The 20,486-nt window shown below is 45.9% G+C and carries 15 protein-coding genes and 3 tRNA genes; 7 read left to right on the top strand and 11 right to left on the bottom strand.

Annotation, left to right across the window (positions count from 1 at the left end; all coding sequences use genetic code 11):
• Positions 1–19: 19 nt before the first annotated feature.
• The 3 genes from QUA78_RS02540 to trxA all read right to left on the bottom strand — a co-directional run bounded on the left by QUA78_RS02540 (position 20) and on the right by trxA (position 6,202).
• Entirely contained in the window at positions 20–5,065 is a 5,046-nt protein-coding gene (locus tag QUA78_RS02540; RefSeq protein WP_333398556.1) for a DNA/RNA non-specific endonuclease, read from the bottom strand.
• 147 nt (positions 5,066–5,212) lie between these two features.
• Complete coding sequence (locus QUA78_RS02535) at positions 5,213–5,797, bottom strand: hypothetical protein (protein ID WP_333398554.1); 585 nt, start codon at positions 5,795–5,797, stop codon at positions 5,213–5,215.
• Positions 5,798–5,884: 87 nt separating this feature from the next.
• Complete coding sequence (trxA, locus tag QUA78_RS02530; RefSeq protein ID WP_333056552.1) at positions 5,885–6,202, bottom strand: thioredoxin; 318 nt, start codon at positions 6,200–6,202, stop codon at positions 5,885–5,887.
• 73 nt (positions 6,203–6,275) lie between these two features.
• Here trxA and fabG point away from each other — a divergent pair, with 73 nt between their 5' ends.
• Positions 6,276–7,040: a 3-oxoacyl-[acyl-carrier-protein] reductase gene (gene fabG / locus QUA78_RS02525; protein ID WP_333304727.1), complete on the top strand. Its 765-nt coding sequence runs from the start codon at positions 6,276–6,278 to the stop codon at positions 7,038–7,040.
• Between the two features lie 62 nt (positions 7,041–7,102).
• Here the strand turns inward: fabG and QUA78_RS02520 are convergent, their stop codons facing one another.
• From QUA78_RS02520 to QUA78_RS02510, 3 genes are read right to left on the bottom strand one after another with little or no spacing between them, the layout of a single operon-like run.
• Positions 7,103–7,558: an HD domain-containing protein gene (locus QUA78_RS02520; protein WP_333304728.1), complete on the bottom strand. Its 456-nt coding sequence runs from the start codon at positions 7,556–7,558 to the stop codon at positions 7,103–7,105.
• Between the two features lie 17 nt (positions 7,559–7,575).
• The gene (locus QUA78_RS02515; protein ID WP_333304729.1) at positions 7,576–8,049 is read right to left on the bottom strand and encodes an NUDIX domain-containing protein; all 474 of its coding nucleotides are present in this window, start codon (positions 8,047–8,049) and stop codon (positions 7,576–7,578) included.
• A 36-nt stretch (positions 8,050–8,085) separates the two neighbouring features.
• Positions 8,086–9,141, bottom strand: a complete 1,056-nt coding sequence (locus tag QUA78_RS02510) for an adenylate/guanylate cyclase domain-containing protein (RefSeq protein WP_333304730.1) — start codon at positions 9,139–9,141, stop codon at positions 8,086–8,088.
• Between the two features lie 553 nt (positions 9,142–9,694).
• On the opposite strand from QUA78_RS02510, the gene QUA78_RS02505 reads away from it, so the two are divergent.
• Together QUA78_RS02505 and QUA78_RS02500 are read left to right on the top strand one after the other, a co-directional pair.
• Positions 9,695–10,828 carry a class I SAM-dependent methyltransferase gene (locus QUA78_RS02505; RefSeq protein ID WP_333304731.1) on the top strand — a complete coding sequence of 378 codons (1,134 nt, stop codon included), beginning with the start codon at positions 9,695–9,697 and terminating at the stop codon, positions 10,826–10,828.
• Positions 10,829–11,149: 321 nt separating this feature from the next.
• Complete coding sequence (locus QUA78_RS02500; protein ID WP_333304732.1) at positions 11,150–12,853, top strand: lipoxygenase family protein; 1,704 nt, start codon at positions 11,150–11,152, stop codon at positions 12,851–12,853.
• A 255-nt stretch (positions 12,854–13,108) separates the two neighbouring features.
• On the opposite strand, the gene QUA78_RS02495 is transcribed toward QUA78_RS02500, so the two are convergent.
• The 4 genes from QUA78_RS02495 to QUA78_RS02480 all read right to left on the bottom strand — a co-directional run bounded on the left by QUA78_RS02495 (position 13,109) and on the right by QUA78_RS02480 (position 16,581).
• Complete coding sequence (locus QUA78_RS02495) at positions 13,109–14,236, bottom strand: fatty acid desaturase (RefSeq protein WP_333304733.1); 1,128 nt, start codon at positions 14,234–14,236, stop codon at positions 13,109–13,111.
• Between the two features lie 352 nt (positions 14,237–14,588).
• On the bottom strand, positions 14,589–15,854 hold the full coding sequence (locus tag QUA78_RS02490) for a glutamate-5-semialdehyde dehydrogenase (protein WP_333304734.1): 1,266 nt from the start codon (positions 15,852–15,854) through the stop codon (positions 14,589–14,591).
• A 4-nt stretch (positions 15,855–15,858) separates the two neighbouring features.
• The gene (locus tag QUA78_RS02485; RefSeq protein WP_333304735.1) at positions 15,859–16,263 is read right to left on the bottom strand and encodes a hypothetical protein; all 405 of its coding nucleotides are present in this window, start codon (positions 16,261–16,263) and stop codon (positions 15,859–15,861) included.
• A 246-nt stretch (positions 16,264–16,509) separates the two neighbouring features.
• Positions 16,510–16,581 (bottom strand) — tRNA-Gly (locus tag QUA78_RS02480).
• Between the two features lie 218 nt (positions 16,582–16,799).
• On the opposite strand from QUA78_RS02480, the gene QUA78_RS02475 reads away from it, so the two are divergent.
• The 4 genes from QUA78_RS02475 (at position 16,800) to QUA78_RS02460 (ending at position 19,483) form a co-directional block, all read left to right on the top strand.
• Positions 16,800–16,940, top strand: a complete 141-nt coding sequence (locus QUA78_RS02475) for a hypothetical protein (RefSeq protein WP_333241062.1) — start codon at positions 16,800–16,802, stop codon at positions 16,938–16,940.
• A gap of 302 nt (positions 16,941–17,242) precedes the next feature.
• Positions 17,243–19,063: an ABC transporter ATP-binding protein gene (locus QUA78_RS02470; protein ID WP_333304736.1), complete on the top strand. Its 1,821-nt coding sequence runs from the start codon at positions 17,243–17,245 to the stop codon at positions 19,061–19,063.
• A 192-nt stretch (positions 19,064–19,255) separates the two neighbouring features.
• Positions 19,256–19,340, top strand: a tRNA-Tyr gene (locus QUA78_RS02465).
• 71 nt (positions 19,341–19,411) lie between these two features.
• Positions 19,412–19,483: transfer RNA gene (locus QUA78_RS02460), tRNA-Thr, on the top strand.
• 62 nt (positions 19,484–19,545) lie between these two features.
• On the opposite strand, the gene QUA78_RS02455 is transcribed toward QUA78_RS02460, so the two are convergent.
• Positions 19,546–20,415: a M23 family metallopeptidase gene (locus QUA78_RS02455; protein WP_333304737.1), complete on the bottom strand. Its 870-nt coding sequence runs from the start codon at positions 20,413–20,415 to the stop codon at positions 19,546–19,548.
• Positions 20,416–20,486 lie beyond the last annotated feature (71 nt).

Here is a 20,486-nt window from a genome sequence, read left to right as displayed (position 1 = left end):
TTGTTTTATGTCTAGACCATCACCCTTGAGATTCGATTATTTCCTCTATCTCGTCGGGAATATTTGAGAAAAAGTCAAGGTCAGTCAACTCCTCGATTTCGTTAACAGTCAGCTTCCATGTTTGCCAATTTCTCCAAGCTGCTTTGTTTTGTATGTCTGGAAGATTTAACCCCAATAAAGTATTGAATGGGTGAGGAGCTGGTAACGCAAAATCTGCATTATTATCCACTGTGCCATTTCGATTAGTTGGTGCATGATCGGGTTCAACCTCGTTGGGTGTCAAAATGCCGTAAGTTGCAGCGTTAGCAATTGTGACATTAGCAGGAGTCAGTCCTGGTTGCTCTAAGTCCAGCACAACCTTCCAAGTCCAACCAGGAATATTGATTCCTTTACTTATAAGGATTTGGGGATCTGTTAATCTGTTAGGTCTCGAGTAATGACTGTAACGCTGTGGAGTCGGATTGCTGCCATAACCTCCAGCAACAACATAAAGCTCTTTTGGAGTCCCAGTAATTGGATCGGTCTGAGTAATCTCTTTAAGAAAACCGTCGAAACTTGTCCATGCTGGACTATCTGGGATGTCTCCTCGGAAATCATCGTTATTATCAAAATGTTGTGGAACTACATTTGTCAACAGAAAAGTGGCTATGTTGTCTTTTTCGCTATTGGTTCGGTGAGACGAAGGTAGCAGATGCCCCTTTGAGTAATCACTGCTACGATAGTCCCTATTTACAATCCGACCCCAGCTTTCAGGAATACTTTCATCTTCAATAAATTCGCCCCCCGAACGAGGAGTTGCATCCAGCCACTTTTGATTCATTTGCCAACTTACCCATTTAGGAGTTTTACTGCTGTCATCATAAGCAGTGGCAAACTGTGCTTTCTCTAGCAGATAGTTGTTTTTATCTGCAACATCAAGGTCGGTTGTATTCCTGGCATCCGAAGGGTTGCCAAACAACAAATGTTGGCTTTTGAAGAAGGCCTTGTCTAAATAAACTTTACCCCCGCCAACAACTTCAAACTTGAGGGTTGCTACTTTACCGCGCAAATTGTCAGGCACTTCAAATTGGAAAGTCTCAAACCCTTTAATTCCATAATCAATCTTTTGGGTGTCTGCTAAATAAGCACCTGGTGTACGATTTGCTCGCGTCAAGTTGATGGATGATGAAACACCTAAAGGACTTCCATCTGCTGCTGATAAAGTAACTAAAACACTTCTGCCTCGTTTCAGTTCTGTTTCGGGAACATGGAGGTCAAACCGTAAATTCCCCCAATCAGGTACGACAAAACGGTTGTGCGTAATACTTTTACCTGATTCTAGCTTCAGAGCATAATTTGGTTGAGTTCGATATACTCCAATTCTATCAAGCTCTGCGTGCAAAGCCGGAGCCTCTGTTGCAGATAGCTGATTCACATCAACAAGATTGTTTGTAGTTACACTCGCTGACGTTTCACCATTATGAAAAGACCAGCCAGGAATCGCATCAGAAAAAATAGTCCGATTACCACCCTGCGGATTAAAAACTGCATCAAAATTGCCGTTAAACAGAGTGGGAACCGCCGCATCTCCCCGCATCCTGGCATCATAAGTATTGTCAAAATCTACCGGGATACGCTCTACATTCGTTTGGGGACGCAACTCCGAACCGCCGCCCAAAACCGAATAAAACCACCCCGTACCAATTCCTTCCCAAGGAGCAGCATCAACACCATGCTCAAAACGCTCTTCCGGCGTATACCAAGGTGTAACCCGAGCAGAATTGTTCGCAATATCGCCAAATGAAAAGTCCTTATCGAACAAAGGTTCGCGATACCCGTCGCCTCGTCGGCGGAAAATAGGATTAGCATCTAAGTTTTCATCGAACGGGAAGTTAGTTGGAAAGAGGTCTGATGTTCCCCCATACCAGCCCAAAACACGTCCGTGTACAGCTCCCGCTCCAGCAGAAATACCAAGAATAGGATCTGTTTCTTTCGTAAACCCAGCACGGCTGCTATTGTAATCTGGGTTATCTTTATTAGTTCCCAGAAAAACCGACAAATCCGGTTCTCCCAACAGCGGAGCAGTAGCCTCGGGATTTTCTGACCTCCAACCTTCTCGCGGCAACTTAAGTCCGGGAGCTGTTTTGTTATCCTCAGTAGACGGAAGATTCGGAATATCCCGACCCGCAGGCGAAACCGTACCTCCTGATAAATCCGGTACTGTCTGATAGTAATTATCCGCAAAAGTGACATTTTTCCACACCTGAACCTTCGGTTCGCGGAAATCGCCGAAATTATCTGTCACCACATTTAGCCCCGGTTGGTCGAAATCGTGGGGGTCTAAAGTTGTCATCTGAAGGTCGCGAATATCAGAGTTTTCTTTGCCACCCGCTTCAGGAAAATAAGTCCCCAAACGCTGAATAATTTCGCTGTTAACAATTGTTCCCCGACTGAAACCAACAAAATGCAGCGGTGAGTTGAAAATTGCTCCTTGTTTTGCGGGGCTATTTTCATCGATAAACAGTTGATCTAACTGCACGAGCGAAGTAAAAAAAGCATCTGCCACTCCTTCGCTAAAACCTGAATCAGGAGCTGACGATTCAGCATTTTTCGACCAGTCATTCAGCAACACTAACGGTTGATTTTTATCAAGGTAGGGAGCTATGTAACTCTTCAACTTGGTGAGATAACCTGGGTCGTCTTTTGGACTCAAACCTGCTGGGAAGTCTCCGGCAACAGCTCCATATTTGGTAACAGGAACCCAATAACCAGTAGCGAGGTCGTACCTCATCATCAAACCGTTGTCCTCAGCACCTGCATTGGCAATACTATTGCCCAGTTGGTAAAACTCCGAAGGAATTCCAGGGCTATCAACAAAGGGAACACTAAAGGGAGGCTTGAAGCCATGAGTCAGCACAGTTACGCTGGGGAAGGTATCGTCATCATTGGGAGCGGTTAATGTCGTCCAAAAATCCCCAAACTCTATGTTTCGGCTGCCATTTTTATTCCAAGCTTCAACTGCCCAATTGTACTCCTGACCCGCTGTCAAAGTGAGATTGTCAGGCAGCGTGAAGCTGGTATTTGTACCTTCAATAAATGTTTGACCGCCATCCAAAGTCCACTTGCCAATGCCGTCATCATCTCTTTGCCAAGTTGCCGTCAGAATTCGGTTGGGGTTGAAGTCGTTCTCTTGGCTGTGGTAAAAAGAAGTATTCCAAGGTTTTGTCAGTAAATCCAACTGTTCTGGTTTGCTCAATCCTTGATTGAACAGAAATTCGTTGCCATTCGGGTCTGGTAAATCGACAACTTCATCCCACGGTAGCAGTCCTTCACCTTCATCGAATACGCTGAGGAACAGGTTAACTTCTTCTACATTTTCACTAGGCAATTCGTCAAATGCCCATTCAAAAGTAGGAGTCAAGTCATTTGAACTATCCTCTGGCCCCGTTAAATCCAACCAATCCAGCGGTGTCGCCGCCAAACCGCGAGAGTTAGTCGCAGCAACGGGAGCTCGCTTGCTACCAGGCGGCACGCCGTAAGTATACTGGCTGTTCGCATCAGTCAGAATCTGGAAGTCAGCAGCAATACTAACCGCTGGGTTAATATTATCAATGGGTACTGTGGAAAGGTCAGCAACCGTAGCATTTCGTGCCGTAGTGCTGTCGAACAAAGGCAGCCCGACACCCCGACCTTTAGCATCAATTTGAAATTGACCGGGGTTTGTCACTGTTTTCACGAATTCTTCAGTGTCAAAGACATACACCTTGCCATTAGCACCGCTCAAATTGGGATAGGAAGCATAGAGGTACTTGCTATCACCTGAAAGCGCTAAATCAGTAGCAAATCCGTCGGGAATTGGTCGAGTTGCTGCTACTAATTGCGGATTTGTCAGCGGGTCTTTGATAATGCCGATATTGCTACCGGCCCGCGGGTCTCCATCCACGCTGGGCAATTCCTGACCGAAAAATTTCGTGTCCGCATTGCGACCCACAACAAACGCATAGCTAGCATCCGGTAAAACCGTTACCGAAACTCCCTCATTCACATCGAAGTAATCAAAAGTTGAACCCAGCCCTAAACTTGCATAGCGAGTAGTAGCAGCAAAACTTACCGGGTCATTATTAGTAATATCCAGTACCCCAAATCCTTTGCTATCTTTCCCGCTGTTTGTGAACGTCATTTTCAGCGGATCGACCGTAGAAGCTAATCCTTCTACCCCTTCATCGGCTGCTACAGTTCCGATTAATTGATTCCACTTTTGAGGGTTCTGACTGGGGTCGCTGGGTCGGTCTTTGGGGTCAATATTCACAACGTAAATCTGGCTGTTCAAACCGTTCGGTGCGGTAACAAATAGCTTCTTTCCGTCGCTGCTAATTGCCATCTGTCGCAAACCGCTAGGTGCTGCACCAACTGTGATAGTTTGGGTAACTTGGTGATACTTGGAGGAGAACGGGTTGATATCGAGAACGTAGATGGAATTGCCGCCAGTTTTCCCGTCAGCAATGTAAGCGTATTGGTCGCGGGAATCAAGTACAATTGAACGAGGCGATGCACCGCTAGGTAAATCGATCGGGTTTATGCCCGCTACATCCGCTTTGGTATCTACCTGCTGCCGAGTTATCGGATCGACCAAAGCCACTCTACCGGAAGCTTCTAGAGGTACGTACACGCGAGAACCGTCGCTAGTTACAGTCAAATCTCTGGCTCTATCTAGTCGATCGTCCGTACCTACAGCAATGTTACCAATTAGCAAGTCGCTGCTGTTAGTTGTTGCCACAACAGATTCGGGGTCGGAACCGTTGAGTACGGCGATTCTATCCGCTGTCCACTGGGCCCCAAAAACATATTCTGTATCGTTTTCAATCCGGTAGGAATTGCTGTTGTAGAGAACTTCTTTTGCTGGTTCTGCCGGATTTGAACTGACTTTTTCGTTCTGTTTGCGACTGAGGACAATTCTGGAATCGCCCAAGGGTACGGTGTCGGGAACTCTGACGGCTACTTCAAATTGATTGTCTGCTAATTCGCGGCTGAGGTTGGTTAATATTGTGCCTTCGTAAGTTTTGCCGCCAACATAAAATTTTACCACTAAATCGCTGAATTGGCTACCTTTGGCGTCGCAAAATCGGAATGATTTAACCGCAGAGAGCGCAGAGGACACAGAGTTAGAGAAGAGAGAAATGAATAATTCCCATACCAACGGATTTGATATGAGAGAGCAATTGCAGCAGCATAATTAAGAACGAGAAACTAAAGAACGGACGTAAAAAGACACCGCTCCAATTATGTAAAAAGCATTCACCAAAATCAACAATACTTTACCAGCATAAGAATTAACAAAACCAAAAACGCGGTAAGTTGACAGCAGCACTAACAACATTTCAACCATAGAAACAATTGACCCGTAGTGCTTCCTATCCCAATAAGAAAACGGACTGATAAAACGGTAATTGCTGAACGGAAAAAAGTGTCGGTGAGCGTCGTCATTGTGGACAGGCAAATCTCCCAGAGAGTGTAGTATCATGCTGATAAACAGAATTTGCACACTTTGCCAGCCCAAGTAATAAGCAATTAGCAAACCAATAACCGCAAGGGGAATTGAATGAGACAGAGCCACAATATTTTGCACAAAAGGCTCATAATATGCTTTTGACCAAATTGTAGCTGCGGGTAAGCGAGCAATGTATTTCGCCCAAAAGTAAAATAAAAATATCGGAATATCCGGCAAAATTCCGCCGATCGCAATAATTAGATTAGCTTGCGGCAGTTGCGGTTTGCCGAGAATTGCGAGATTGATAATAGCGTGGCTGGGAGTCTTCATCAGTAGGGTGCGTCAACTAGGATTATCTTATTCATAATTAATCAGATATTGGCTGACGCACCCTACGTGTGAGATAATGGGCTCGTGCTACAAGAAAGGTTGCACTCGATCGATCAACTGCGCCGCTTGCATCACTCCCTCAATTCGATCGACCTCAGCGCCATTTTTGAACAACACCAAAGTCGGCAAAGCATAAATGTGATGCTGCGACGCCAACTGTTCGTACTTATCCGTGTCAATTTTGACAACCATCAGCTTGTCTTTCATCTGACCGCTCACTTGCTCCAAAATCGGTGCCATCATCTGACAAGGCCCGCACCAAGTAGCGTAAAAATCTACCAACACCGGCAAGTCAGAGCCCGATAGTAACTCCTCAAAACTGCTGAACTGTTTTTGAACTGCCATAAGACAAAATAATTTTTTGGGTTCTGGCTCGATTTTAGTGCAAAATTCTCTGGTAGATTGCGAGGATACAATTATGGAATTATTGCCAGAGACTTTTCAGAGATTGCGGGGTCAAGTTGCTGTCGTGACCGGTGCGTCGCGGGGAATCGGCCGCGCCGTTGCTTTAACATTAGCCGCAGAGGGCGCTAAAGTCGCCGTCAACTATGCGAGTTCGAGTGCTGCTGCTGATGAGGTGGTAGCAGAAATAGTCGCTGCTGGAGGAGAAGCTGTGGCGCTTGCAGCAGATGTCTCGAAAACTGAGCAAGTAGATTTACTCACCAGTAAAGTCATGGAAAAATGGGGACGGATTGACATTTTGGTGAACAATGCAGGCATTACTCGCGATACTTTGCTATTGCGGATGAAGTTGGAAGATTGGCAAGCGGTAATTGATTTGAATTTAACTGGCGTGTTTTTGTGTGCGAAAGCTGCGAGTAAAATCATGCTGAAGCAGCGAAGCGGCCGAATTATTAATATTGCTTCGGTTGCTGGGCAAATGGGCAATCCCGGACAAGCTAATTACAGTGCGGCGAAAGCTGGGGTAATTGGGTTTACTAAAACTGTGGCGAAAGAGTTGGCGAGTCGCGGGATTACTGTGAATGCAGTTGCACCGGGTTTTATCACTACAGATATGACTAAGGATGTCAAGTCTGATGAGATTTTGAAGTATATTCCCTTGGGGAGATATGGGGAAGTTGAGGAAGTTGCGGGGATGGTGAAGTTTTTGGCGGCGGATGCGGCGGCGGCTTATATTACGGGGCAGGTTTTTAATGTGGATGGGGGGATGGTGATGGCTTAGGATTTGGAGATTTTTTTGACCGCAGATGCACGCGGATTAACGCGGATATCTGCGGTTAATAATTATTGTAGGGCGGCACGCAACTGACTGAGGACTTTTTTGTATTTGGCAATGCGTTGAAAATCGGCCTCTGTCGGATGGGCAATGCGACGAATATCGAGGTTATGAGTAACATCAGCGATTTTGACTGGCAATGCGATCGGGTTGGCAATCACACGTTCTAAATAAGTTGCATACGCTTCTCCTTCTATTTTGGTAATCGCCGCGATCGCCGAGACTAGAACTTCTGGAAAACCTTCGCTTCTAAGTTGCTCGAGTGTAAGTTCAGAATCTTCGACCGCATCGTGTAGAACCGCTACGATTTTTTGCTCTAGAGAATTTACATTTTCCATCACAAATAGCGGATGATCGAGATAGGGATTGCCTGCCTTATCAACCTGCCCCTCATGAGCTTTGGCTGCGATCGCGATCGCTCGTTGTAGTAATAATTCGTACTCTGAATTCGTATTTGACAACATAGTACAGAAGTTCTCTATTAAACTTTCAGTCCCCTGGCGGCGAAAAGGTCGTGTGTGGTTTTTGATTTTAAATATTCCTGCAACAATTTCCAAGCCATTTGAGTACCCTCACCTGCGTTGACTTTTTCAAAGTCTACATCTTTTCTCAAAACTACCAAACCGACACCTTCTTTGATTTCTATTTTATCACAATCGCTAACTATCGCCAAAAAAAGGTGGTTATTTTGTAAAACTTTTATATCGTTTTGTGTCTTTTGGTGAGTAAAAGTTGCGATAAATTCCATTGTGTAATCATTGATTGTGAGGCTAGTTTCTTCCTCCAATTCACGCACTGCTGCTTGCTGTGGCATTTCTCCAATGTCCACGCCACCACCAAAAGTTGAAAGCATTCCTTGACTAGCAATACCTGGAATATTATCTCGCAGTTGTGCCCCTATCTGACCGTTGGGGAGCATGAGAAAAATGCGAACTATTGACTGAGGAATATCCATCTTATCGAGGCAATAACAAAACTCAAAAAAGTTGCTCTAGATTTTTCTAATTTGAATCCAAATTTTCTTAATCCAATTGTACACCGCAGCATACAAAGCCAGCAAATTATTGACAAAACTTTTCCAAATAGATTTTTCTTTGACCTCGGAAATCTCCTCGATTTCCAGGGGCAGCGGCGGCATCCCGACTACTTCATAGAGCGGATATTCGCCGCTTTTTCCCGGAATTTCAACTAATATGCACCGATCGACGATCGCCAATTCCTTAACTTCCTGATAAGTCTCCTCGGAAATCAGTAAACTTGTTCCCACTTGCTTATTAGCAGCTTCGATCCGGCTGGCCAAATTCACCGCATCTCCGATCGCCGTCACTGTCTGATTTTTAGACGCTCCCAAATTCCCCACAACCACCCAGCCGCAGTGAATGCCAATCCCAATCCGCAATCGGTGACGGTACAAATTTTCAAAATAGGGATTGAGTTTCTCTAGTTCCTCTAGCATCTCCACCCCAGCCCTCACTGCTTGTTCCGCAGCTTTGTCGGGATTTTCCAACCCAAACAGCGCCATTAAACCGTCACCCATATAATTATTAATCATCCCGCCATTCCGATTGATCGCAAAACCCATTTTTTGGAAATAGCGATTTAAAACATAGATTACGTCGTAAGGCAGCAGCGATTCTGCAAACGGCGTAAATCCTCGAATATCCGCAAACAAAATCGCAATTTTTTTCTCTTGCCCCACAGGAGGAAAAATTGACTTTCCTGCCATTTGGTCGGTAAATGATTCCAAGTCTTCAGAATCGATCGCCAATCGGCGCAAAATCACCTTGCCGCCAGCAATGTGCGTCTGACAAGCCAGCCTAATTTCCGGTTCTAAACGCAATTTTTTGGCAAGTTCCTCTTCCGGCGAAGTGCGCGGAGAGCAAAATTCCAAACCTTCGACAATCAATACCCGGCAAGTCGAACACCGGCCGCTACCGCCGCAGATGTGGGTGTGCGGAATGCCCGCACGCAGGGAAGCTTCGAGAATTATATTGTCGTCGTCTACCTCGATCGTGCGATCGTCCGGCAGATAGTGAATCTGTGGCATATGTGGCGCGTCTAGCTAATTAGCGAGGAATCTCGCGGACATCTGTTATTGCAGCGAACCTGTATGCAAACCCGGTTTCTAGGCATTTTTTCTGTATCCCCTGATTCCTTAACTATAAAGCGCGATCGGCATTTGCTTCTAGTTTCGTCAGCTCAACCGCCCAACTGACACCAGTTCAAAAAAAGAATGCAACTCTAGGCAATAGTCCAACTCTTAGCTCATCATTCATTCTCAATTCTAAAATCTAAAATGGTATAACTGAACACTAAAATTTTCATCTCACCGTGAAAATACCCCTATTCAAGCTGTGGAGTTAATCTAAAATCTAAAATCTAAAATCTAAAATGGACTGACATAATTCTTAATAAAATTAAGATCGCCCAAAGCCCTATAAATCCGTTATCAAATCCCCTTCAACCGCCATATATTTTTAGGATTTTGGGGAGTTTGTCTGTGCAAACCTTACTTGGTAATGGTTTCAGCTTTTTTGCTCTCTAACAACCAGCCAATTTTCGTGAGATAGAATAGCAGCATCTTTAAAAGCAGTATAACTATGACTTCATCAACAGCCCTACAAAACATCGAAAACCACATTCCCCTCGTGGGAAATATCCATACCAAAAGTCCGATCGCCTACGGAGCAACCCGCCTTGCAGTCAGTGCAGTTAACACGGTCCAAATGGCAGTAGCAGAGTCTTACATCAACGGATTAGAAGTCCCAGATTCAGTATTGCGATCGCTTTTTGATACCTGTATGCCGGTCTTTTTTAAGCATTTCCCGTCCCTGCTTGCACCCTACGAATGGGTACTAACAGAAACAGACCATACAGCCGAAGGGCCGCGGGATTTAATGAAGATTCAGTACGACTTGCCTCAAGCCATGCTGAATCCGATGTTAGGCGACGGAAAACTCATTTATCCTAAATACAGCATGGGATTGTGGGAAAAAGGAGCCGCCAACCTTGAACAATCGCAAATGCAGATGATTGATGATGTGATTGAGAAGCTAGAGATTCAAGATGGCGACAATATTTTAGACTTTGGCTGCGGTTGGGGTTGCGTTCCCAATTACATTCTTTCCAAATTCCCCAATGTCACCTTTACTGGCATTAACCTCAGCCACCACCAATGCGACTATATGCGTCAGAAGATGCAAGACCCCGAAAGCTACCTCAGTTCCGGTCGATTTACCCTATATGAAGGCGATTTAAACGACGCCAACTTCGAGACAAAATTTGACAAAATTCTCTCCATCGGAGTTTTTTGTCATGTAGGTAATTTAACGAAGGCTTTCCAAAAGCTCGCCTCTTTCCTGAAGGATAACGGCAAAGTTTTCATTCATATCATCACAGTTCGCACTCCCAACAATATATCCAGCGTTTTCACCCACAAATACATTTTCCCCCACGGCCGTTACTGGAAATACGATGCCGTTCCCAGCCACAATAAAGACCTCAAGACCATTCAAAGATGGTATCTCAACGGATACAATTACTCCACAACCTTTGCTAACTGGCTGAAAAACTTTGACGATTCTCAGGCAATAGTCAAAGATTTGGACTACGGCATCGACTATGCCAAATTTCGCCGCATCTGGCGGTTTTACTTGATTTGGTTTGTGGCTAATTTCGCGAGTTGCGACGGCGAATACAACGGGAACGGCCAATATTTAATGGTTCGTGCCTAACCGCTAATCAGTAGGCCAAGCTCAAAAAACCTAACACCACGAGCCCCGACATCTCAAAGAAGTCGGGGTTCTTGAGTGCGAGCTACTTATCGGGAGAATGAAACCTTTCAACCTAGATTTAGGGCGATCGAGAAGTGTTGACTTCTTTTGAGGAATTTTTCTGAGTTTAAAAAAATCCGGAATAAGATTATTGCTCGGTGAATAAGACCTATATCAAGCGTGAGCCTGCACAATACTTTTTAAATTCCATCCCCGATCGGTAGTGATGCTATCCGGCTTTTTACTACAGAAAAAGGGTTGATTTATACAATGGTAGACAATATGAAACCTTCTCTTCCTCAAGACGACCCGAACCAAGAACAGCGCAAAGATTCCTTGAATCGTCAGCAACAAGCTTATCAGTTTGACTATGAGAGTTTATCACCTTTGGCATTATTGAAAGATGTGCCACCAGTCGAGAATTTTTCGAGCAAGTATATTGCAGAACGGATATTAGCAACATCGGAACTTCCAGCAAATATGCTGGCAGCCGATGCGAGAACTTTTCTCGATCCTCTCGACGAGCTCCAAGACTATGAAGATTTCTTTACTCTGCTGCCGCTACCTGCTGTTGCCAAAATCTACCAAACCGATCGCTCTTTTGCAGAACAGCGCCTGTCTGGAGCAAATCCGATGGTGCTTCGCCTCTTAGATGCGAGCGATCCTCGGGCACAAACACTGGCGGGTCTTTCCAGTTTGCACCCATTATTCGATCTGGGTCAAGAGTTGCAGCAAAAAAACATTTACATTGCCGATTACACAGGTACTGACGAACACTATCGCGCGCCTGCGAAAATAGGAGGCGGAACCTATGAAAAAGGCAGAAAATACTTGCCGAAACCGCGGGCTTTTTTCGCTTGGCGGTGGACGGGAATCCGCGATCGCGGTGAAATGACACCTATTGCCATTCAACTAGATCCGACGCCAGATAGCCATGTCTATACCCCATTCGATCCTCCTGTCGATTGGCTGTTTGCGAAACTCTGCGTGCAAGTAGCAGATGCCAATCACCACGAAATGAGCTCGCATTTAGGTCGAACTCATTTGGTGATGGAACCAATCGCGATCGTCACCGCCCGACAGTTAGCCCAAAATCACCCGCTGAGCCTGCTGCTGAAACCGCACTTTCGCTTTATGTTGACCAACAACGATCTGGCGCGTTCTCACTTGATCGCTCCCGGCGGGCCCGTCGATGAATTGCTAGGCGGCACCTTGGCAGAGACAATAGAAATAAGTAGAGAGGCGTGCAGTACGTGGAGTCTTGATGAATTTGCCTTACCCGCAGAACTGAAAAATCGGGGAATGGATGACCCCAATCAACTGCCTCACTATCCTTACCGAGATGATGGATTGCTGCTGTGGAATGCAATTGAAACCTTTGTATCGGGCTATCTCAACTTCTTTTACCCGACTCCGGCGGCGATCGCCCAAGATGTGGAATTGCAAACCTGGGCCAAAGAATTAGCTTCGGCTAAGGGCGGTAAAGTCAAAGGAATGCCAAGCAAAATCAACACAGTTGAACAATTAATTAAAATTGTCACAACTATAATTTTCACCTGCGGCCCGCAGCATTCAGCCGTCAATTTTCCCCAGTATGAATACATGAGTTTTGCTGCCAATATGCCCTTAGCAGCCTACCGGGACATTCCTAGAATTACTGCTTCTGGTAATCTAGAAGTGATTACGGAAAAGGACATTTTACGGTTGCTTCCTCCGTACAAACGCGCGGCTGACCAACTGCAAATTCTGTTTATTTTGTCAGCTTATCGATATGACCGTTTGGGTTATTACGATAAATCTTTCCGAGAACTCTACCGGATGAGTTTCAACGAAGTTTTTGCGGGAACGCCGATCGAATTTTTAGCCAGCCAGTTCCAACAAAATTTGAATATGGCTGAACAGAAGATTGATGCCAACAATCAAAAACGAGTAATCCCTTACTTTTCTCTCAAACCTTCGTTGGTGCTAAATAGCATCAGTATGTAGGAGTGTATTTTTGGGGCGGGCGAGACGCCCACCCCACAATAAAATTCATTCTTTGTGGAACAGGCCGAAAAGCCTGTTCTTCTGCATGGTGCAAGATGTGATATCGTTTCCGGTAGCATCGGAATGATAAGCGAGGACACGGCAGTGCCGTGTCCCTACAATTAATCCGGGTAGGGACACGGCACTGCCGTGTCCTCGCTGTGGTTAATATTAATTCCGATGCTACCGGATTTGATATGAGTCCAATGCACATTCTCAGCTTTTGTATTCTTCAACAATCGAGCAATTTACAGACATTGTTCCAGAGGAATCCGTGAAGGTGAGTTTATCTTGATAATGCCGCGGTGTTGACATCAGCAACCGCCAAGCTTGACCGGCATCGATTAAATTTAGGCGACCGGGATAGTGAATTTGCAACAACTCTTGCACCATCGGATAATAGTCTGAGTTGATGCTGGGGAAAATATGATGCTCTGTGTGGTAAGAAAAATTTAAGTGCAGCAAGTCAAATATTTTAGGAACCCGCACTGACATACTGTTAATCAGCGGGTCATTAATGTCGGTCATCCGGCAACCCATGTGGTTGGTATAGATGTAAAACATTGCGCCTGCATGACCAATTGCGATCGGCAAAAAGTAGGCGAGGGCTATTTTGAGCGGATGAAAATTTAGGTAGAACAAAATACTCGCATGAATTCCTAAGATTCCCACACATTCAAAGGCGATCGTCAATCTATCTTTAGGACTAACTGTAAAGGCAGCCGGTACGTAATCGACAGATTTATCGTTAAAGAATAGTACCGAGGTGAGATTGCGGAAATTATGCACTAACCACGAACCGGCCATCCCTACCATTAACCACAGCGGATTGACTTCCACCGACGGTACAAACAGATTTTGAATCCATTTTCCCCAAGTATCCGGCTGCTGGTAAAGGTAATTGCGATCGGGATCTGCAAAAGAATTCGTGTTATTGTGATGTACGAGGTTGTGCAGATTTTTCCACTGAGTAGGCGGCATGAACAGCATACTTAGTCCCAAAAAGGCGATCGGATAAGTCAGGCGCGACTTTTTCTGAACGCTACCGTGCATCAAATCGTGGGAGCTAAATAGCAAAACTATGATACTATTGCCCATGATGACGGCTAGAGGTAAGTAAAGCCATAAAAGATAGACAGGCCAGCGATCTAGATTAGCCGCAATTCCCCATCCCAGCAATAAAATAGCAGCGTTGATGAATAGTATTGCTAACTTGTTAGGATCTGGTTCAAAGGCATCTGACGGCAGAAGCGGACGCAATTTCTTAACGTAGACCGAGTGGTGAATTAGCGTTTGTTCGCTTGCAGTCTCGTCTACAGTATTGATGCTTTTTGCTGAGTTCATATTTTCGCTGAATGCGTCTTAAGGTGAGTTGTCAGTTGGCTGTTTTCTGTTGGCAATTTTCATGAAAAAGTATAAACATTGTTGTACAAATATTTAATTATATACCAAAAAATACTTTTTGTAAAAAGTATTAAGGCTTACTATAGCGGTTCTCAAGTAAGTGAGGTACGTAGTTGGGCTTTAGCCCTCTTAATTGTGCTTATGTAGTTAAGTGAGGTAAGCACCGCCATCAACTTCCATTACCAATTAATACTCATACCTCATCTACCTGAGAAAGGCTATATATATTCTGTCATTGCTAGCGTTGCCAAGCAATCTCAGATAAGTGCCAAGTGCCAAGTGCCAACTCACCTTAAAATTGTCCGTTACCCTGAACTATTTCTTTAATTGTCGTCAGCGTATCTAACCCGATCAATCCCCGACGATAACCTTTTTGGTTGGACATTCCCAAAAATATCGCATCTCCCCGATTTTGATAACGCCAAAACCGAGGTGAGGCATTAATAAAAGTTGAGGCACTGTTAACATCCAGAGCAAATTGGCGACTTTCTAAGTAAGATTCAGTGGCGATGCAGTCAGCGTGGCCGCTGCTGTAGCGGTTGATCCAGCCGATCGCAATTTCTAAACTATCGACAACTTTAAACGCTATGGTTTTGTTTAAATAAGGTTGAGTCCACTCGTATGGTTCCGCCAGCTTTAAGTCGGGGAAATCTGCGACGAGATCCGAATCGGCGCTAATTTGAAAGCCTTTTTCTTTTAAAGTGTTCCACAGCCTGACTAAGGAAGAAGGCTTTTGGTTGCGATCGATCAGCACTTTCTCGATCGCGTTAACAGGATCGGGCACGCTTTGATGGCTGTCCAAAATCATCCACCTTGCCATCTCCAAACTGCCAGTCGGCGACCAATAAAGGTAACAATTGCCCATTGCCGACCTCAAAACGGGTGCCGTGCACAACCTTACCACCTGCTGCACCAAACTCGGCCTGCCGTAGGGAATAATTAAATTGAGATATTGGTCTTGAGTGACCAATTCTCGGATCGAAGCCCCCCGATCCGGCGGCAGTACCTGCAAACATCCTGACGGCAAACCGACCTCATCAATCGCCGACATCAAAGCTTCTCCAATTACAGCATTAGTTTGCCAGCTTTCGCTACCGCCTTTGAGAATCAAACTGTTAGCGCTTTTGAGACACAAACCGGCTGCGATCGCCCCCAACTCGGGAAACGCCTCGTAAATTAGAGCGATCGCCCCCAGTGGCAGCGACTGACAGTAAACCTGACACCGATCGACCTGATAAGAAGCATTGATCACCCTGCCGATCGGATCTGGCATTTCCCCCAACCGTTCCAGAATTTGCACAGTTGTCTTGATCCGTTCTGGCGTCAGCTTCAGCCAATCCACAATCAAGTCGGGAATCGCCATGTCCCGACTCGCTTCTAGATCCAGAGTATTTGCTTCTAAAATTTCATTTTGCCGACCTTTGAGCGAGCGCGCCATCGCCTGCAAAGCGGCAGCGCGAGCCGTACTCTTTGCCGCAGCCAACTCCAAAGAAGCTTGATAAGCCCGGCGGGCGACATTTGCTCCATCTGATGAATGGGTAAAATCCTCTATTATCATCTAGCTAACGCCTGTAAGCCAGCCATACCATCAGCGCCGGCAGCATTGCTAGCAGCACGGCGACCATTGCCCACAGAATAATATTCGGGCCCGGGGAGTGCAGCGCCAAGGGCAACCAAATCACTAGCGGCACCAATATCATACCCAAAGCCAGTGGCAAGTAATGCGCCTTCAAACCCGGATGCGCTCTGTTCCACTGGTGACCCGTCCACCGCCAAGCCTGCTTGTAAGGATAGTTCGTTGATAGTTGCTCGATGACGTCTCCACTTTCGTCCAATACAAATATTTGTTGACAGCGATTGCAGCCAAAGGCTTCTGTCAGCGTTATGGACACAAGACGACCCCGGCGCCTGCAAGGGCAGGGGTACTCATCGTTTAAGTCAATCTTTGGAGCTTTTTGAGATGGCACGAGCGATCGGATAAAAAAAGCGTTTTTGCAAAAATAATCGTTAACATATTCACTTAATCAAACTTGTCAATTCTGCCCTAGCGAGGCTTTCAACTGCCTGTTCCCAGATATCGCCCCAGTGGCAATTGTGACTTGCAAGCTTTCTCCTCCACTCTACCACTAACTTAGGTATTTTCAACCATCATTAGGACTATACCCAAGACTTTCTTGCTCTACTTTCCGGCTTTTTATTTTTTTATTTTTTAAAGCGGGTGACGCGATTCGAACGCGCGACATTCACCTTGGCAAGGTGACGCTCTACCACTGAGCTACACCCGCATTTCCTGCGGTATTAACAATACTGTCTCAATTCTCGGAATTTGTCAAGTCTTTTTAGTAAATTTTTTTCAGAAACCCAGTAAAAACCCCCAAAGCCTATCCCCACCTGAAATTTCAGCAGCCAGATTCTTAACCAAATCAGTAATTGCCGTGAAGAGTGACCGCCATCCGCCGACGGTAAAGCTACAATCAAGCTGGAATTGTGGGAGAACACTGTCATGTCAGACTTAAATCGCGGAATCATGAAGTTCAAGGGAGCTGACAGCCCAATTGCGATCGCCATTTCGGCGATCGTCATTACGGGCGGAATCGGCTTCTTGATCTGGTGGGCGCTCCAATCAGCCTACACTTTCAGCTAACAGACTACTCAAACGTAAAACTTATAAGGCATTGCTCAGAAGGCAGAATTTAAGAAAAATTCTGTCTTTTGCATTTTTTGCCCTTAGTCGTGAGCTTTTTGCCCAGGAATGCGGATAGATGCCTGACGGTTAAAGGATGACCATCAAAGGATTGCCATAAATCACCCGATCGGGCGAGTCGCTAGCATGATCCTAGATGACTCCCCGAACAACTACTTTTGTAGTACACTTGTAAACAAGGCGCGCCGAGAGCGCAGTTTTAAATGCAAGTGTTTGCAAGGGTTGTATCTCAACCAAAATTTATGGCAAGCTTTCAGGACATCTTCAAATACTACAGCCGCTACTGGAAAATCTCAGTTTACAGCATAGGTGCATCTAGCGTTTTGGCACTAGCCGATTTGCTTGTTCCTTACGCGATCGGTCAAATATTAAACGTATTGTCGGGTCAACCTACAGATCCAGTAACGCAAAAACTGATAACAGAGATCGCCTCTGTTACCCAGCAGTCACCCAACAAAATATTATCGCTATCCGTCTTGCTGGGCATAATTTTTCTGGTGACAGTCGCCAAAGCACCGGTACAGCCTTGGGTAGCCAATTGGTTCCACTGGGCGATACCATTGAGGGCAAGGCGCGATCGAATGAGAGGCGCGATCGGCAAAATCCTCACCTTACCCCTAGAATTTTACGAAGAAAACAACGCCGGACGGATTGCCAGCCGTATCGCCAAAGGCATCGCCAATCATACTTGGACTTACCCAGAAATTGCCGGCGAATTCATCCCCGAAGTCGTCCGCTTAATCGGCATTTTTGCCGTTATCTGCTTAATTGAGTGGCGGATTGGCTTATTAATTTTGGTTTCATTCCTATTTATCCTCAGTTTCACCCTCAAAAGTCTGCAACGGTTGACTGCGCGGGAAGAAATTCTCGATGAATACATCGAAGATACCGAAAGCCGCAACTCGGAAATTATCACCAACATCAAAACAGTCAAAGCTTTTGCGACAGAAAGCGATGAACTCAAAAGGCAAACAACCAGACTCGATCGCGAATTAAAAGTCGTGATGCAGCGCATTCACAAAGGATACGTCACTATGGGGACATACCAGCAGACGATCGTCCAGTTGTGTTTGTTTTCAGTTCTCGGTTTTAGCCTAGCAGCCACGGTTGCAGGCAAAATTTCCCTCGGATATTTTGTTACCGTCTACACGTTGGCAAGCATGGCATATTCCCAACTGCGTCCAATTAGCACGATCGCCGAATTATTGGCGCGCCGTTATTCTTCAATGATCCGGTTCCACGAGTTTATGCAAACGCCCGACGGTGTTGATGCGGTTAATTTAGCAGAAAATGCTCGATCGGCACAGCCAGCTTATAAATTTACCGGCAAAGTTGAACTCAGCGGTTTGACCTTCGGGTACGACAGTCAAAAACCAGTTTTGCAGGATGTGAATTTATTGATTCATCCCCGTCAAACCATAGCATTAGTCGGGCGATCGGGTTCCGGGAAATCGACTTTAGTTAAACTCCTGTTTCGCTACTTTGAACCCAACGGAGGCCGGATTCTGATCGACGGCGAAGACATTCGCAGCTTAGACGTGACTCGCTACCGGCAGCGTTTAGCGATTGTCCACCAAGAAGTAGACGTTTTTAACGGTACTCTGCTGGAAAATTTGACTTACGGAAATAGAAATGCAACTTTCGAGCAAGTTGAGGATGCTTGTCGCATCGCCAAAGTAGACGATTTTGTGCGGATGTTGCCCCAAGGTTACTATACCGTTGTGGGGGAGCGAGGAATGCGTTTGTCCGGCGGTCAGCGGCAGCGGTTGGGTATTGCCAGGGCCTTGCTGGTGGAGCCGGATGTGTTAATCTTTGACGAAGCTACTTCTAGTTTGGATTATGAAAGCGAGCGATCGATCCAGGTAGCCATGCAGAATATTCTCGGTACGCGCACCACCATAATTATTGCCCACAGACTGAGTACAATTCGCGAAGCCGATGCGATCGTCGTGCTCGACGGCGGTAGAATCGTCGAAGTTGGCAGTCACGACGAACTCTTGAGTCAACAAGGCATTTACCGTCGCCTGCACTCCCTGCAAGAAACCGGGGAATTAGTGAATTAGTCAGTTGTCTGTTGACTGTTGACTGTTGACTGTTGTCATGAGTTACCAATTACCAATTACCAATTCCCGATGCCCTATTCCCGATGCCCGACCCAGTTTTAACTTATATATTCACTACTTTGGATTAGAGTTTCTGATGTATTGTTGCAAAAAAAGAAGAATCTGCTAGGATGTTTAACTGTGGGTACAAATGGGTCGGTGCCCGAGCGGTTAATGGGGGCGGACTGTAAATCCGCTGGCTACGCCTACGCTGGTTCAAATCCAGCCCGGCCCACCACAATTTAAATAAAAATAAAAAGTTAAAAATAAAAAGTTGAAAACTTTTATTTAACATTATTAATTTTTTATGCCCGTGTAACTCAGTGGTAGAGTACCTCCTTGGTAAGGAGGAAGTCACGAGTTCAAATCTCGTCACGGGCTTTTGCTAAATTATGCCATACAAAAAGATATTGGCGGTTGAATAGCTTCTTCAACCGCCCATCCTATTTTTTAACAGTCGCTTGCAAATAAAGCAGCGGGTCTTCAGCAACCCAACCCAAACCCGAATTGTAGCGAACTTCAAAATGCAAATGAGATGGCGGAATGTCCCGTTTTCCCGTCATCCCGACTGTTCCCAAAACTTCTCCAGACTGCACTTTTTGACCGACTTTTACGGCAATATCTTTCAAATGAGCGTAGCGCGTTTGCTTCCCCGCTTGATGGTTTACCACCACCAAATTCCCGTAATCTCCCTGCGGCCCGGCAAAGGCGACAGTCCCCTCGCCCGCCGCCAAAACCTGCGTACCTTCCGACGCCAAAAAATCTACGCCGCTGTGGAAAAAAAATTCGCGGCGCACCGGATGCAATTGCCGCCCGTAACGCAAAGCTTCAACCGCTGCGGTGGGTAGGGGAAATCCTTGCACCGATGGCGTTGCATCGGGATTTGCAGAAGACCAGATCGACCTATTCACCGCAGGCACAAACACGGTTTGTCCCAAAGGTCTGCACCCATTCGCCTCAAATAACAAATCTGCGCGCACTTTGTAAGCTTCTGCCAGTTTTTGCCAATTCCAGCCCGCAGGTACTTCTACCTCGATGGCACTGTACGGAGGAATGACGATCGCACTTCCGGCAGACACTCGACCTCCCCGCAACATCGGATTTATCCCGATCAGCGCCGCAGGAATCACATTGTACTGTCGCGCGATGCTTTCTATTGTTTCGCCCTGGGCCGCAGTGTGGCGGCGCAACCGAGACATAGCCGGACTCGGGCAATCGCGCGTGGGGTCGGGGTTTTCTACAGGTGTACCTGAAGGAAGATTTACAGGTGGGATCTCGGTATTTGCCACCGTTTTCCCAACAGGTGCGATCATTGGTAACAAGTTAAGCTTGTATGGCAGTTGTCAAGGGGATTTGAGAAGATGTGTCAAAGAAAAATTGATGA

The sequence above is a fragment of the Microcoleus sp. K4-B3 genome (genome assembly GCF_036704615.1).
In the GTDB taxonomy this organism is placed as follows: Bacteria; Cyanobacteriota; Cyanobacteriia; order Cyanobacteriales; family Microcoleaceae; genus Microcoleus.
The sequence above is the reverse complement of the archived record's forward strand: the minus strand, read 5'-3'. Positions and strand labels throughout refer to the sequence as shown.

Bases quoted from the DNA above. Each gene is read 5' to 3' on its own strand.
- QUA78_RS02475 (WP_333241062.1), top strand. From the start codon at position 16,800: ATGTCAGACTTAAATCGCGGAATCATGAAGTTCAAGGGAGCTGACAGC.
- QUA78_RS02505 (WP_333304731.1), top strand. From the start codon at position 9,695: ATGACTTCATCAACAGCCCTACAAAACATCGAAAACCACATTCCCCTC.
- QUA78_RS02535 (WP_333398554.1), bottom strand. From the start codon at position 5,797: ATGAAGACTCCCAGCCACGCTATTATCAATCTCGCAATTCTCGGCAAA.
- trxA (WP_333056552.1), bottom strand. From the start codon at position 6,202: ATGGCAGTTCAAAAACAGTTCAGCAGTTTTGAGGAGTTACTATCGGGC.
- QUA78_RS02490 (WP_333304734.1), bottom strand. From the start codon at position 15,854: ATGATAATAGAGGATTTTACCCATTCATCAGATGGAGCAAATGTCGCC.
- QUA78_RS02455 (WP_333304737.1), bottom strand. From the start codon at position 20,415: ATGATCGCACCTGTTGGGAAAACGGTGGCAAATACCGAGATCCCACCT.
- QUA78_RS02495 (WP_333304733.1), bottom strand. From the start codon at position 14,236: ATGAACTCAGCAAAAAGCATCAATACTGTAGACGAGACTGCAAGCGAA.
- QUA78_RS02520 (WP_333304728.1), bottom strand. From the start codon at position 7,558: ATGTTGTCAAATACGAATTCAGAGTACGAATTATTACTACAACGAGCG.
- QUA78_RS02510 (WP_333304730.1), bottom strand. From the start codon at position 9,141: ATGCCACAGATTCACTATCTGCCGGACGATCGCACGATCGAGGTAGAC.
- fabG (WP_333304727.1), top strand. From the start codon at position 6,276: ATGGAATTATTGCCAGAGACTTTTCAGAGATTGCGGGGTCAAGTTGCT.
- QUA78_RS02470 (WP_333304736.1), top strand. From the start codon at position 17,243: ATGGCAAGCTTTCAGGACATCTTCAAATACTACAGCCGCTACTGGAAA.
- QUA78_RS02515 (WP_333304729.1), bottom strand. From the start codon at position 8,049: ATGGATATTCCTCAGTCAATAGTTCGCATTTTTCTCATGCTCCCCAAC.
- QUA78_RS02500 (WP_333304732.1), top strand. From the start codon at position 11,150: ATGAAACCTTCTCTTCCTCAAGACGACCCGAACCAAGAACAGCGCAAA.